Genomic DNA, 14,596 nt, shown 5'->3' on the forward strand with positions numbered 1-14,596 from the left:
GAGCGTCCATCAATCAGTGATGGACGCTTTTCTTCTCATTGCTATAGGGCTCAGTAATTGCGCTGCAAGAGCAGCTCAGTTAATGAACGAATTTTGGCTTTGCTAGGTGCTTCGGGCAGCAGGTCGATGTCGTCTAAGGCTTTTTGCGTGTAGGTGACCGCGAAAGCGCGCGCTTTTTCGACACCACCGTAACGGACGACAAGATCCGCAACTTCTTGGGCTTCTGCCAAGGAGAGTGCTGCTTTTTTATTCAAATAAGGAGCGAATGCTGCAGGTGCCTGTTCTTTGGCAAAGAGCAGCGGTAAGGTATAGACCCCTTGCGCCAAATCTTCTAGAATCGGTTTTTTCAAGGTGCCGCTATCAGAGGTGTAGTCGAGAATATCGTCGAATACTTGAAAGGCGATCCCGATGTTGCGACCGATCTCACCAGCTCGTTCTTGGTTTTCTGTGTCGAGGCCGCCAAAATGAGCGCCTTCGAGACAAGCGAGCCAAAACAGTTCAGCGGTTTTGCCGTTAATGCTTTGCAGATAGTCGTCAATCGATTCATGGATGTTGTAGCGAGTGTGCATTTGATCAAGTTCACCTAAAAGGAGCCGTTTCATGGCTTGTGCGTTGGTTTTTAAAAACGGGGAGCCATTCATGCTTTCGATCAAAAGCTCAAAAAATTGGGTGAACAAAAGATCACCCGTGTAGACCGCGATATCCTTGCCATATTTGGCTTGAACAGTGACTTGACTACGCCGCAGCGGCGAATCGTCAATAATGTCGTCATGGATCAAAGTGGCCATGTGTAAAATTTCTAGAGAAGCAGCAATTTTTGTTAATTGGTCGGTTTTTTTATAATGGGGATCACCTAAGTCAGCAAACAAAAAAAAGAGCGCTGGCCGCAGCATTTTTCCACCTGAATAAGTAAAGTCGATCAAAACATCTTGTATCTCTTTGTTACGAACAGTAACGTGTTCTTCAATGATGGAACATACGGTTTTCAATCGTTGTTCGATCGTCGGATAATCGATCCAAAAGTCAAACATAGTATAACCCTTTCTAACAGTCATTCAGCCCTTATTCTAGCGTAAAGGGGCGTGATTGACTAGTTTAATGCACTCACTAAAGGAGGTGAAGTTGTGACGCTACCTGTATTTTTAGAACTTGTCGAATTTAAAGCAAAAACCGCCAGTATTTTGCCATTTTTTATTGGTGTCTGCTACAGCTGGTACAATTATCAAACGATTCATCTTGGCTATGTCTTATTGTATTTCATTGCCATGCTGATCTTCAATATGGCGGTGGATATTTTAGATAACTACAACGATTACCATCATGCCACAGAAGGGCATGACTACAAAGAAAAAACCAATATCATTGGTCGGGAACAGTTGTCTGTCAAATTGGTTTTTTGGTTGATGGTCTCCATGATCATCGTTTCCGCCGCCATGGGGATCGCCTTGGCAATGGTGGTTGGCTGGCCGCTCTTTTGGATGGGGCTGTATTGTTACCTAGTCGGGATCTTTTATTCCTCTGGTCCACGGCCGCTTTCTAGTTTGCCTTTAGGCGAGTTCTTTTCCGGCTTTACGATGGGCTTTATGATCTCATTGATCTGTGTCTATCTCAATGCCTATCAAACCTTTGAATGGAACGTTGCCACGATTGGTAGTATTTTCTTGATCTCATTACCCAACACATTATGGATCGCCAACTTGATGCTGGCAAATAATATTTGTGATCTGGAAGAGGATGAAAAAAATGAGCGCTATACGCTGGTGCATTACCTTGGTAAAGCCCGTGCGTTGAAATTATTTATCGCGATGAACGTCTTGGCGTTTGTTGCGATCATTGCCTCAGTTGCCCTCAACATTGCGCCTTGGTCACTGGTTCTGACCTTTTTCGCGGCGCCCTTTGTCTGGCAACAGACAAAACGATTTATGCAAAAACAAATCAAAAGAGAGACCTTCATTTGTGCTGTTCGGATCCTTGCGGTCGGAGCATGCGTACAAGTGCTGAGTTTTGCGATTGGTTTGATTTTATAATTTTTACAGCAAAGAAAGGAAGTAAGGAAACATGAAGGAAGTTGTCATTTTAGGAGCAGGGTATGCTGGATTGCGAGCATTGCACGTACTGCAAGGAGCAAAAGAAGCGTTTCACATCACATTGATCGACAAAAACGATTATCATTATGAGGCAACCGATCTTCATGAAGTTGCGGCTGGTACGCAACCAAGAGACCGCATTTGCTATCCCATCAATGATGTCGTTCGTCCCCAAAAGACCACCTTTGTTCAAAAGGAAGTGGCGTCGATCGATCGTAACCAGCAAGTGATCGTTTTTAAAGATCAATCCACGTGCACGTATGATTATTTGATCGTGGCGTTAGGCTTTGAATCAGAATCATTTGGGATCCCTGGTGTCGAGGAGCATGCGTTGGAAATGGTGGATGTCGACTCCGCAGAAAACATCTATCATCATTTGTTGAAACAAATGAAGGCATACAAAGAAACACAAAATCCTGACTACCTAAAAATCGTTGTCTGCGGTGCTGGTTTCACCGGAATCGAATTGCTAGGTTCATTGGTGGAAAACCGTAAAACCTTTGCGAAAGCAGCAGGCGTCAAACCAGAAGACATCAAACTGTATTGTGTCGAAGCAGTGACTCGTTTATTACCGATGTTTGATGAAAAACTATCGGATTACGGGATCAAAAATCTCGTTAAATGGGGCGTAAACTTCCTGACTGGTAAACCCATCAAAGCAATCAAACCGGGTGTCGTTGTCTATCAAGATGATGCCGATACAGGAGCAACAGCTGAATTATCAGCCAAAACCATCGTTTGGACCACAGGCGTCAGCGGTAGCCATGTGATGGCTGAATCAGACTTTTCTGCTCGTCGGGGTCGCGTGATGGTCAATCAAGACCTAACTGACCCTGACCATAGTAACGTCTATGTTGTCGGTGATGTTTCAGCAGTCATGGACCCAGCGACCAATCGCCCGTATCCAACAACGGCTCAAATCGCTTTGAAGATGGGGCAGCATGCGGGTAAAAATATCTTACGTCAAATGAATGGGGAAAAACCAACAGATTTCCACTTTGAATCATTAGGTTCAGTGGCGTCTATCGGCAATACCCATGCCTTTGGCTTAGTAGGGAAAATGGGCATCAAAGGCTATCCCGCTTCCGTGGTGAAAAAAGCCATTATGGACCGTTCCTTGTACCAAACTGGTGGGGTCAAAGAAGTATTGGCGAAAGGCCGCTTTGACTTTTATCATTGAGCAATAGAAACAGCAGACTGCGAGGGAGACCTCGCAGTTTTTTTCAAAAAAAGCAGTGGCGGCATCCCGCAGACTACTTTTTTCTCCCAGAAACTGCTATGATAGCCAAAAGAAGAGGACAAAGGAGCAAGGACAATGCCAGAAGGCCAACGAGTGTTACAGGGAATGGGAACGGTGATCACGATTTGGGTGCAGCATGAAACCCCAGAAGTGATCTTAGAGGAAGCTGCTCAAAGAGCTGCGGCCTTTGAACAGCGATTTAGTGCCAATGACCCGACGTCTGAGTTGATGCAGATCAATCAGCAGGCAGGACAAGGAGCGATCGCCACCGCACCGGAATTGTTTGAATTGATCGCACTAGGGAAAACCCATAGCTTGCCCAAAGATAGCTACTTAAATATTGCCATCGGTCCTTTGGTGCAGGAATGGCGGATCGGGTTCCAAGATGCCCATCTACCAACGCCTGAGAAAATTGCGGAGCTGCTGCCAAAAACTGATCCTGCCAAAATTGTTTTGGATGAAACGTTGCAAACCGTCGGGTTAGCTGCCGGCATGAAGCTTGATCTAGGGGCTGTGGCAAAAGGATATTTTGCTGATTTGTTGATGGCGCATTTCAAGCAGGTCGGTGTCACAGCCGCTTTGATCGATCTTGGGGGCAATGTGGTGACTTACGGCGATGCCCCGAGCCATGCTGATGGCTATTGGCGGATCGGGATCCAAAACCCTTTCTTACCGAGAGGGAATTTTGTCGCCGCGTTGAAGGTGCGCAATCAATCAGTTGTTACATCAGGGATCTATGAACGAACCTATCAGGTAGCGGGCAAGACCTATCATCATATTTTTGATCGAGAAACGGGCTATCCGTTAGAGTCAGCCATTGTCAGTGTCACGATTCTATCCGACAGATCGGTTGATGGAGAGATTTGGACGACCCGCTTATTCGGCAAAGAGCCACAAGCCATCTTGCAGGAGCTGGCGCCGTTAGAAGGGATTACTGGATTAGTCATTACCAAACAAGGACAACTGATCTATCCGCAAGAATTAGCACGTTCGATCGAAACGCCAACAGCAGAATGAAAACAAGCAGCGACTACCTAGGAATATAGGTGATCGCTGCTTGTTTTTGGTAAAAAAGGAAAGCTAGACGTGTTGCAAAAAGGTCTCGATCAAGGCGGCTTCGCTGTTTGACAATGCCCGTTCGGCTTGATGGGCAATAAAATAGGTGAGGGACAAGAGTTCCTCTGGCATTGGATAAAGATTAAAAGGGGTCGCGGTCGCTGCTTGTAGCACGCTTTCTGGTACGATCGCAATCCCAAGGTTGTTTTCTGCCAATGCCGCTGCTGTATAAATATTGCTGCTTTCTATGAGAACGTTCGCCTCTACTTTGTATTTTTGCAGCAATTGATCGATTTGGCGCCGAATCGCCGAGCCGCTGGCGGTCAAAATCAACGGACTTTGCAACAAGTCTTTGACGGCCAATGAATCAGGCGCTAAATACCGCTTCTCTGGTTGATACAGGGGAGAGCAAGGCGGAATGATCGCTAGATACCGTTCTTGATTGGTGCTGTGGACCGTTAGATTTGGTGCAATCGTCTCAGGATTTTGTCCGATAAAAAAGTCCAGCTGCCCATTCAACAGGCGTTTTTCATTGTGCTTCGGCAGGTCTTCCCGCAAGAAAAAGTGCACGTTGGGGTAGTGTTCATAATATGCAGGCAAAAAGAGCGGCAGCAGATAGGAACCAAGGCTGGGCAAGATGCCTAAGCGCAAAGAACGCTTCTCGGTCGCTGTATACCAAGACAGCCGACTTTTCAATTTGGCAGATTCTGTTTCCAAGGTTTCTAGATATTGATAATAGATTTTACCAGCTTCCGTCAGTTGAAAATGTCCCGGCAGCCGATTGATGATGGGCGTTCCCAGCTCTTGTTCGGCACGTTTCACGGTTTGCGTCAAGTAAGGCTGTGAAATGTAGAGATCTTTGGCGGCTTTGGTGTAGTTGCTATGCTTTAGCAAGGTATCGAGGTATTGCAACATCAGATGGGAATCTTTAAGTACCATTGCGTTGTCCTCCTAATCATTTTTTCATTATAACAAATTTGTTATCGATGAATAATTAAATAAATATTTCACAAATGAAGAATTCAGTCGTACACTAAATGGGTACTTGGGGAAGATTTTTTTGTTTAGGAAGAAGCCTTTCATCTCAGTAGGTCGTAAAAACAAACTTGAGAAACGATTGAAAAAAAGAAATCAAAGCCAATGGTCAAAAACTTTTTATTTATTGTTAAATGTTAAATTATTCACAATTAGGAGAGATGATAATGAAATTGATTGGAATCGTAGGAACCAACTCGACGCGTTCGACCAACCGTCGCTTACTGCAATTTATTCAAAGCCATTTTAGTGACCAAGCGGAGATCGAACTTTGCGAAATCAGTGATCTGCCGGCATTTAATGAACCAGAAGATCGGACGGCACCAGCGGCAGTCCAAGCCTTGTCAGAGAAGATCGAAGCAGCCGACGGGGTGATCATCAGTACACCAGAATACGATCACTCGATCCCAGCGGTGTTAAAAAGCATGATTGAATGGCTTTCTTATACGACGCGCCCTTTGATCGATAAACCAGTGATGATCACGGGTGCTTCTCTTGGTGCATTAGGTTCATCGAGAGCCCAAGCCCACTTGCGTCAGATCTTGGATGCACCAGAAGTAAAAGCCCGAATCATGCCGAGTGCAGAATTTTTATTAGGACACTCCATGCAAGCCTTCGATGAACAAGGAAACTTGATCGATAGCGAAAAAGTTGCCGAACTAGAAGATTGTTTCAATGAATTTGTCTTGTTTGTCGAAATCACGAACCGTCTGGTCAGTGAATATTCAACGGCTAAAGAACGAGCAAAGAAATTTTCGTGGGAACAAGCATAAGAAAGAGAGGAACCAGTCATGAAATTTGTCGGCCTAATCGGAACGAACGCCAAAAAATCCACCAATCGCCAATTAGTGGCGTTTATGCAGCGGGAATTTGCTGCCCTAGCAGAAATTGAACTGCTGGAAATCAAGGATGTCCCAATGTTCAATGAAACACAAGATCAAACCAATAGTGAAGTGATTCAACGGTTAAATAGCAAGATTTTAGCAGCCGATGGGGTGATCATTGCGACACCAGAGCATAACCATTCGATTCCTTCCGCATTGAAAAGCGTCTTGGAATGGCTCTCCTTCAATCTCCATCCCTTTGATGGCAAACCGGTGATGATCGTCGGTGCATCCTACGATGTACAAGGCTCTTCGCGAGCACAGCTGCATTTGCGCCAGATCCTTGATGCACCGGGTGTCAATGCAACAGTTATGCCAGGAAATGAGTTCTTGTTGGGACGTGCGCATCAAGCCTTTGATGAACAAGGCAATTTAAAAGATCAACGAACGATCGACTTTTTGGAAAGCTGTTTCCGCAAGTTCGTTCGGTTTACGGAAGTCGCTAATTTGTTGAATGTACCAGAAGAAGTCATTTATGAGCCTGGCGAATACACCGTCACAGCACCAGGACATAACGGGGATCTGCCAATGGTCGTCAAATTGAGCGAAGAACGGATCGAAGCTATCGATATCGATACGTCTGGTGAATCCGAAGGGATCGCTGATGTCGTTTTCGTACGGATTCCTCAAGAAATCATTGAAGGGCAAACCTTGAATGTCGATGCGATATCTGGTGCTTCGGTTACTAGTAACGGTGTCGTCGATGGGGTAGCAAAAGCCGTGAAAATGGCTGGTGCGAACCCAGATGTCTTGCGCAAACGTCCAAAAGCCGCTAGTGCTTTACAAACAGAAGATGAAACGTATACCACCGATGTCGTTGTCGTAGGTGGCGGCGGCGCAGGTCTGAGTGCAGCTGCCAGTGTGCTGCAAGCCAATAAAGACGTGATCTTAGTAGAAAAATTCCCAGCGATCGGCGGCAATACCGTACGTACTGGCGGACCGATGAATGCTGCGGATCCAAAATGGCAAAACGGCTTCTCCGCATTGCCTGGCGAACGCAGTGCTTTAGAAGAAGTGCTGACGATCGATGAACAAGAGATCGATGCAGAATACTTGCCAGACTTCAAAGCTTTGAAGGCACAAATCACTGCGTATCTTTCAGAAACGACGCCAGAAAAAGAATACTTGTTTGATTCTGCTTTGTGGCATCGAATTCAAACCTATTTAGGCGGAAAACGCAAAGATTTGAATGGGCAACCGATCTATGGGAAATACGAGCTAGTGAAGATCTTAACGGATCAAGCATTGGATTCAGTGAAATGGCTAGAAGAAATCGGCGTAGAATTTGATATGAACAATGTCGATATGCCAGTAGGAGCGAAATGGCGCCGAGGACATAAACCAGTCAAAAACGAAGGGTATGCCTTTGTCTCTGCTTTGCATCAATTCGTGAAAGAGCATGGGGGAACGATCTTAACTGATACGCCTGTCAAAGAATTATTGATCGAAGATGGCAAGGTTACTGGAATCATCGGGGAAGGCCGTAATGGTCAAAAAGTCACGATCCATGCCAAAGCAGTGATTTTAGCTTCCGGCGGGTTCGGAGCGAACACCAAAATGTTGAAACAATACAATACCTATTGGACAGAGATCGAAGACGATATCAAAACGTCAAATTCACCAGCGATCACTGGTGACGGGATCAAGCTAGGAGAAAGTGCTGGGGCGGACCTTGTTGGCATGGGCTTTTCGCAAATGATGCCCGTATCTGATCCAAACACAGGGGCTTTATTCAGTGGGCTGCAAGTGCCACCAGCTAACTTTGTGATGGTCAATCAAAAGGGTGAGCGCTTTGTCAATGAGTACGAAAGCCGCGATGTATTGACCCAAGCGGCGATCGATAATGGCGGATTGTTCTATTTGATCGCGGATGAAGAAATCAAGAAAACCGCTTATAACACGAGCCAAGAAAAAATCGATAAGCAAGTAGCTGCTGGTACGCTGTTCCGCAGTGAGACCTTGGCTGGCCTGGCAGAGCAGATCAATGTTGATCCAGCCGTCTTAGAGGCGACCGTTGCGAAATACAACAGCTATGTGGATGCTGGGAAAGACCCAGAGTTTGGCAAAGATGTCTTCGACTTGAAAGTGGAAAAAGCGCCTTTCTATGCCACACCAAGAAAACCAGCGGTTCACCACACGATGGGGGGATTGAAGATCGATCCGCAAACCCACGTGTTGACGAAGGAAGATCAAATCATTGAAGGGCTGTATGCAGCAGGGGAAGTTGCTGGGGGGATCCATGCCGGCAATCGCTTAGGCGGCAACTCGTTGACAGACATCTTTACTTTTGGCCGGATTGCTGGAAAGACAGCAGTCGCAGAACATCTCGAATAAAAAGCCTTGCGCGTTGTGAATCGTCACGCGCGCTAGCTTTTGAAATAATATGTGAATAAAGTAACATGCTTAAAACAAAGGAGAGAAAAAATGGAAACAAAAATCAATCGTTGGCTGATTCTGATCGCTTCGACCGCTGTATTATTGTGTACGGGCGCTGTTTACGCCTTTAGTGTTTTTGCAGGACCTCTTAGTCAATTAAAAGGTTGGTCCATGGAAGAGATCATGCTAGCCTTTACCATCAATGCCGCAGTTGGCCCGATTACCATGATTTTGGGTGGTTTGCTGACAGACCGAGGAGCTGCTAGATGGGTCATCGCTGGTGGAGGCGTTTTGTTCGGAGCGGGCTTCTTCCTGACGGGTTTGGTCAACTCACCCGCCATGCTGTACCTGACTTATGGAGTTTTTGCTGGTTTAGGGCAAGGCTTTGCCTATTCGGCTTGTTTAAGCAATACGATTCGGCTATTCCCGGATAAACGGGGACTGGCTTCGGGCTTGATCACAGCAGGCATGGGTGGAGCAGCGATTATTGCCGCACCAATTGCGAATCGTTTGATCGAATCACAAGATGTCTTAGCAGCCTTTCGGATTTTAGGAATTGCCTATATCGTGATCGTCTTGGTGGCTAGTCTATTTATTCGTAAAGCACCAGAAAATTACCGTCCAGCGGGTTGGCAACCAGCGAATCAAGGAAAAAATGGTCCTCAAATCAATCTGAATTGGCTGGACATGCTGAAGACACCAACTTTTTACTTGATTATTGTTATGTTAGGGGTAGGGGCTTTTTCAGGTTTGATGATTGCTTCTAACGCCTCAGTGATCGGGCAAAGTATGTTTGGTTTGACGGCGGCTGCCGCTGCTTTTTATGTCAGCTTGTACTCATTGAGCAACTGTTTTGGTCGTGTCCTTTGGGGCACCGTTTCTGATAAAATTGGTCGGACGAATACGTTGATGATCATCTATGGTGTGGTGGCATTGTCCTTATTCCTATTGACGCTTGGTCAAACAACTGTGATCTTCACTGTCGGGATCATCGGTTTAGGACTGTGCTTCGGGGGCGTGATGGGGGTTTTCCCATCGATCGTTATGGAAAATTACGGACCGATCAATCAAGGGGTCAACTATGGAATCGTCTTTGTTGGTTATTCTACGGCGGCATTCTTTGGTCCTAGAGTGGCAGCAGCAATCGCAGAAAGTAACCAAGGAGATTATACAAAAGCCTTCTATACGGCAATTTTCTTGGCCGTTTTTGGGCTTGTTCTCAACATAGGCTATGCGATGCTAAAAAAAGCCCAAAAGCCCGCACCTGTTATTAAATAACAATTCACCAAAAGCAGTCTTTTTGATAAAGGCTGCTTTTTTGGTGCCAAAACCACTCTTTTTTCTTTTTTTAGAACAGAGTATTGGCAGATGAAGCAAAAGAGAAAACTGTTTCATAGCAAGAATTTATCTCGTTGATTTCACTGTTTTTTCATCTTAACCCCCCATTTTTTAATAAATCGTGTTACAATAAAAAAAGGCTAATACGACGGAGGGATTAAATGACAATTCGTAAAGAACGACGCCGCTTAGAAAAGCGCTTGAAGCGCACACAATATACCCAAAAAAGTATTACGATGGCTACTACTTTAGTAGCGGGATCAACGTTTATCCCGACCTTAGGGCATGCGGCTGAAACGGCAACGGCAGAAACTAGCAACGACCTTAAAGTCGTTGAACAAACAACAATCAGCAGTACACCTGAAACCGACAGCACGCCAGTTGAGGAAACCACAGAATCGACGCCAGCACCTGTTGTGACCGAAGAAACTTCGGAAACGACGGAGGAGTCAGGGACGGAAGCAGTTACTGAGGGATCAGAAACAGCGACGACAGAAAGCACAACAGTCGCTAGTGATGAAGTCTTAGAAGCAGATGAAGTACCATCAGCCCTTTCTGATTTGACTAGTCGGGCATTATTTTCACGGGCAACGATCGATCCGGCTGCCTTTATCAGTCAGATTTGCGGCTATGCAACGGAAGTGGCGGCAGCAAACGATCTGTATGCCTCTGTTATGATGGCACAAGCGATTTTGGAATCTGGTTGGGGCGCCTCGACTTTGACGACCACGGCCAACAATATGTTTGGGATCAAAGGTAGCTACAACGGCCAATATGTGACAATGGATACCTATGAAGATGATGGTTCCGGCAATTATTATTTGATCAGCGCTAAGTTTCGGAAATACCCATCATTAAAAGAGTCTTTTGAAGACAATGCATATGTGTTGCGCAACACGAGTTTTTCTAGCGGCAACTACTATTACAGCGGTGCGTGGAAAAGCAATACGACCTCTTACACACAAGCGACCGCTTGGCTACAAGGGCGTTATGCAACCGATACTTCTTATGCCAGCAAATTAAACAATTTGATCAGTACGTATAATTTAACGCAATATGATACCGGCAGCTCAAACACAGGTGGCGGCAATAGCAATGAAACGATCGTCAGTGATGAAACAGCGATCAATCAGCAAATGAAAACCACGGCCTCTATGAATATTCGTTCCGATGCTTCCACCAGTGCCTCTATTACTGGTTCGTTAGCAGCTAATACGACGTTTACGGCAACGGCGACCAAAACCGGCACCAGCGTCAATGGCAACACCACGTGGTATAAGATTTCTGGCAAAGGTTGGGTCAGCGGCGCGTATTTGACGAAGGTTTCGACCGACTCTTCAAACAACAATAGCGGATCAGGCAACACCGGTTCTGACAATAGCAATTCTGGTACGACGATCAACAAAAAAATGAAGACGACGGAAGCGATGAATATTCGTTCTAGCGCGTCCACTAGCGGATCAGTGGTGGGCTCGCTTAGCAAAGGCACGACCTTTACTGCCACTTCTATGAAAACCGGTACATCAGTCAACGGCAATAAAAATTGGTACTATGTCTCTGGCAAAGGTTGGGTCAGCGGCGCCTACCTTACTGAAGTGACCAACAATAATGCTTCTGAAGCGGAAAAAGAAGACAATGGTTCAAGCATCAATCAACAAATGAAAACGACGGCCGCATTGAATGTTCGCTCCGATGCTTCTACTAGCAGCCGTGTCGTGACAACGCTTGGTCAAGGGGTGACCGTTACCGTGACAGCGAAAAAGAACGGCACTTCAGTGGAAGGCAATAAAACGTGGTACTACGTTTCTGGCAAAGGTTGGGTCAGTGGTGCCTACTTGACAACAACCAGCAGCTCTTCCAATAATAACGGTTCAACAACCACAAATCAGCAAATGAAAACCACCGAGATTTTAAATGTTCGTTCCGATGCTTCTACCAGCAGCAGTATTACTGGTTCTTTAAGCAAAGGGGCAACCGTCACGGTTACCGCAACAAAAACCGGGACGACCGTCAATGGCACGAACAAATGGTATTATGTTTCTGGCAAAGGTTGGGTCAGCGGTGCCTACTTAACAGCTGCTAGCAGTGGGTCTTCTAATACGAATACCAGCAGCAGTAGTTCAACGAAGACGCATACGGTGAAATCAGGTGACAGCTTATGGTCACTGGCACAAAAATACAACACCAGTATCAGTCAACTCGCATCATGGAACAACATCAACAGCAGCTATACGATCTTTGTCGGACAAAAACTGATCGTTTCCAAGTAACAAGCAAAAAAACCGCGTGCAAGCCATTGGCTCACGCGGTTTTTTTATGCTGGATCAAGCTTTTACTAAGCTATTAGCGGTTTTTCAAGAAACTACTTGTTTTTCGTAAGCGCAATCAAACTATTTGGTCAATCATAGAACCCTGCGTTAGAATGAAAGAAGCAATAGAAATTGCTAGTTTTAAAGGAATTGCTTCAGAACCAGAACGATCGAAGCGTACACAAAATAAGGAGGATTTCACATGCACAACAGAAACCTAACGATTATTGGCAGTTACGACACTCGAACAGAAGTATTACCGGTTATTGAGCAATTGACAAACGAAGGCTATGGCAAAGAGGATATCGTGCTGTTTGCGAATCAAACAGTCATCGATCAATTTGGGTTAGAATCCATCGATGATGTGGAAGTGGAGCAGGCAGCTAGTGAGGATGAAGATCTTTCGCTTTGGGAAAAAATCAAAGATGCTTTTTCTTTCGGCGATTCCGATCATAGGCATGATGAGCATGATCCGTTATATGGTTATCGTGATGACCTTGAACGAGACAAACTCGTTGTCGGCGTCTACGATTATCAGCCGATGGACAAAATAATCGATCGTGATGCAGATACTGGTCCGATCATCGATCAACCGTTACCAGGTGAAACAGCGATGCCTGATGAGTCCGTTCATCCAACGCCGCGCATGGGAGACAGTGATATTGAAGCACCGATTCATGACCCGAATCATCTGCGTAACTTATAAGTAGAAGGATTTCTTAAGTAAAGGAACCATTAAAGCCAGAGGAACAAGCATCCGTCGTATCTGTCAACCCTTAGTGAAGGGATGGGCCCGCAGGTGATCGGCAGTTGTCCTCGGGTTTTTTTGTGCAACGGACAATCATGTCTTTGTCATCTTTGAAAATAAAACTTAATTTGTTGACGGTTGCTTTTTTTTGTATAATATAAGAATGAGATAGATCGTTGTCGGAAGGTCCAACCACTTTTTTGGGGAAAGGATGGGGAGTGCGATGAAATTCAAGTTCAATATGCAGTCGGCATTAGTCAGTTGTTTTGTTGCGGTTTTTTTGAGTGTGGCGATCAATCAAGACGCCAATGCCTTTGTTGCCGCGCCCTTTGTACGAGATTCTTCCAGTAGTTCCTCTGAGCCACCTTACCAGACAGCAAGCAGCAGTATCGAAGAAACCTCTGATTCCAGTCAGACTTTTTATGAAGCCAGTGTTAGTTCGTATACACCGTCTTCAACGACTAGTCGCTCGATCGAAGCGTCGACAAATGAAGGCACGTCTGTTTCCGTAAGTGAAGCAGAGACAGAGCCTAGCGTCAGCACTTCAGCAAGTAGCGAAAGCAGTTCGAGTACCGCGCCCAGTGGCGGATCAACCACCACCAGCGATACTTCTAGCAGTAGCGCTAGTAGCAGTTCTTCAAGCTCTTCCAGTACGAGTTCGACCAGTACTACAACAAGCAGCTCCAGCAGTGAAACGACTGAGCCGTCTTCAGAAACCTCCAATAGCGACGAGGAAGCCGCGGAAGATACGAGTGAAAATGTTGATCTAACAGTCGAAGGGGCTCACTGAGCCTGACTGTAAAAATCAATCTCATCTTAAAGGGACCATTTCAGCTAGGCCTTGTGCCTAGCTTTTTTATTTGCTTATGTTCAGAGCCATGAACACACCAAGTGAACGAAAGATGCGCGATTTCTCACTCTGAGACATCAAAAAATAGCAAAGAGGAAGGTTTTGTTGGCGGATTGCTGGAACAGAAAAGAGCCGTCTTACGTTTTTATTCACTGCCTCCATAAAAAAAGCTGGACTTGCAAGCATATCGTAAAGTGATTTTGAACAGTTTCGCTATAATAAGTGCGAGGAGGGGTGTTATGGGAAAGTATTTTAAGCACTTCGAAAAAATGATTAGTGTGATTGTTGATATTATGTTAGGACTGTTGGTTCTGTTGGTTTTGGTGGTGATGGCGGAAGCGATCTATAAAATTGTCATCCATGTGATCCCACTGCATGAAGTTAGCGATCTTTCTTTATTGATCGAAGAGATCGCAACATTGTTTATTTTACTGGAAATTATTTTGATGTTATTGCGTTACGTAAAAGAAGGTCACCATATTCCGGTGCGCTACTTGATTTTGATCAGTATCACAGCGATTTTAAGGGAGTTGCTTTTAGCGCAGGGAAAAGGGTTAGAAACGCTCTTTTTAGCCTTAGCGATCTTGGTCTTGATCATTGTGCTGCAGGCGTTGGAAAAACTCAAAGCCTTTCATAGTTCCAAAGGACTGTAAAAAAAATCATCCGATTGGTT

The 14,596-nt window shown here is 45.4% G+C and carries 12 protein-coding genes; 10 read left to right on the forward strand and 2 right to left on the reverse strand.

Annotated features, from left to right (window positions below):
• Positions 1-50: 50 nt before the first annotated feature.
• Entirely contained in the window at positions 51-1,031 is a 981-nt protein-coding gene (locus tag IGI78_RS00380) for a polyprenyl synthetase family protein (protein ID WP_005226544.1), read from the reverse strand.
• Positions 1,032-1,124: 93 nt separating this feature from the next.
• Here IGI78_RS00380 and IGI78_RS00385 point away from each other — a divergent pair, with 93 nt between their 5' ends.
• The 3 genes from IGI78_RS00385 (at position 1,125) to IGI78_RS00395 (ending at position 4,344) form a co-directional block, all read left to right on the forward strand.
• Positions 1,125-2,027 carry a prenyltransferase gene (locus tag IGI78_RS00385; protein ID WP_142424509.1) on the forward strand — a complete coding sequence of 301 codons (903 nt, stop codon included), beginning with the start codon at positions 1,125-1,127 and terminating at the stop codon, positions 2,025-2,027.
• 31 nt (positions 2,028-2,058) lie between these two features.
• Positions 2,059-3,267 carry an NAD(P)/FAD-dependent oxidoreductase gene (locus tag IGI78_RS00390; RefSeq protein WP_081117634.1) on the forward strand — a complete coding sequence of 403 codons (1,209 nt, stop codon included), beginning with the start codon at positions 2,059-2,061 and terminating at the stop codon, positions 3,265-3,267.
• Positions 3,268-3,402: 135 nt separating this feature from the next.
• A complete protein-coding gene (locus IGI78_RS00395; protein WP_430618186.1) occupies positions 3,403-4,344 on the forward strand; it encodes an FAD:protein FMN transferase in 942 nt (313 codons plus the stop codon).
• A gap of 63 nt (positions 4,345-4,407) precedes the next feature.
• Here the strand turns inward: IGI78_RS00395 and IGI78_RS00400 are convergent, their stop codons facing one another.
• A complete protein-coding gene (locus IGI78_RS00400; protein ID WP_081117636.1) occupies positions 4,408-5,322 on the reverse strand; it encodes a LysR family transcriptional regulator in 915 nt (304 codons plus the stop codon).
• A 263-nt stretch (positions 5,323-5,585) separates the two neighbouring features.
• On the opposite strand from IGI78_RS00400, the gene IGI78_RS00405 reads away from it, so the two are divergent.
• The 7 genes from IGI78_RS00405 (at position 5,586) to IGI78_RS00435 (ending at position 14,576) form a co-directional block, all read left to right on the forward strand.
• Positions 5,586-6,191, forward strand: a complete 606-nt coding sequence (locus IGI78_RS00405) for an NADPH-dependent FMN reductase (protein WP_005226550.1) — start codon at positions 5,586-5,588, stop codon at positions 6,189-6,191.
• 18 nt (positions 6,192-6,209) lie between these two features.
• Positions 6,210-8,636 carry a flavocytochrome c gene (locus tag IGI78_RS00410; RefSeq protein WP_195265604.1) on the forward strand — a complete coding sequence of 809 codons (2,427 nt, stop codon included), beginning with the start codon at positions 6,210-6,212 and terminating at the stop codon, positions 8,634-8,636.
• Between the two features lie 90 nt (positions 8,637-8,726).
• Positions 8,727-9,956 carry an L-lactate MFS transporter gene (locus IGI78_RS00415; protein ID WP_096742031.1) on the forward strand — a complete coding sequence of 410 codons (1,230 nt, stop codon included), beginning with the start codon at positions 8,727-8,729 and terminating at the stop codon, positions 9,954-9,956.
• Between the two features lie 221 nt (positions 9,957-10,177).
• On the forward strand, positions 10,178-12,286 hold the full coding sequence (locus IGI78_RS00420; RefSeq protein WP_195265602.1) for an SH3 domain-containing protein: 2,109 nt from the start codon (positions 10,178-10,180) through the stop codon (positions 12,284-12,286).
• Positions 12,287-12,527: 241 nt separating this feature from the next.
• Positions 12,528-13,031: a general stress protein gene (locus IGI78_RS00425; RefSeq protein WP_195265600.1), complete on the forward strand. Its 504-nt coding sequence runs from the start codon at positions 12,528-12,530 to the stop codon at positions 13,029-13,031.
• Between the two features lie 265 nt (positions 13,032-13,296).
• Positions 13,297-13,863 carry a hypothetical protein gene (locus tag IGI78_RS00430; RefSeq protein ID WP_195265598.1) on the forward strand — a complete coding sequence of 189 codons (567 nt, stop codon included), beginning with the start codon at positions 13,297-13,299 and terminating at the stop codon, positions 13,861-13,863.
• A gap of 299 nt (positions 13,864-14,162) precedes the next feature.
• Complete coding sequence (locus tag IGI78_RS00435) at positions 14,163-14,576, forward strand: phosphate-starvation-inducible PsiE family protein (RefSeq protein WP_195265596.1); 414 nt, start codon at positions 14,163-14,165, stop codon at positions 14,574-14,576.
• Positions 14,577-14,596: the final 20 nt, after the last annotated feature.

This window comes from Enterococcus sp. DIV1767 (genome assembly GCF_050542585.1).
GTDB classification, from domain to species: Bacteria; Bacillota; Bacilli; order Lactobacillales; family Enterococcaceae; genus Enterococcus_D; species Enterococcus_D innesii.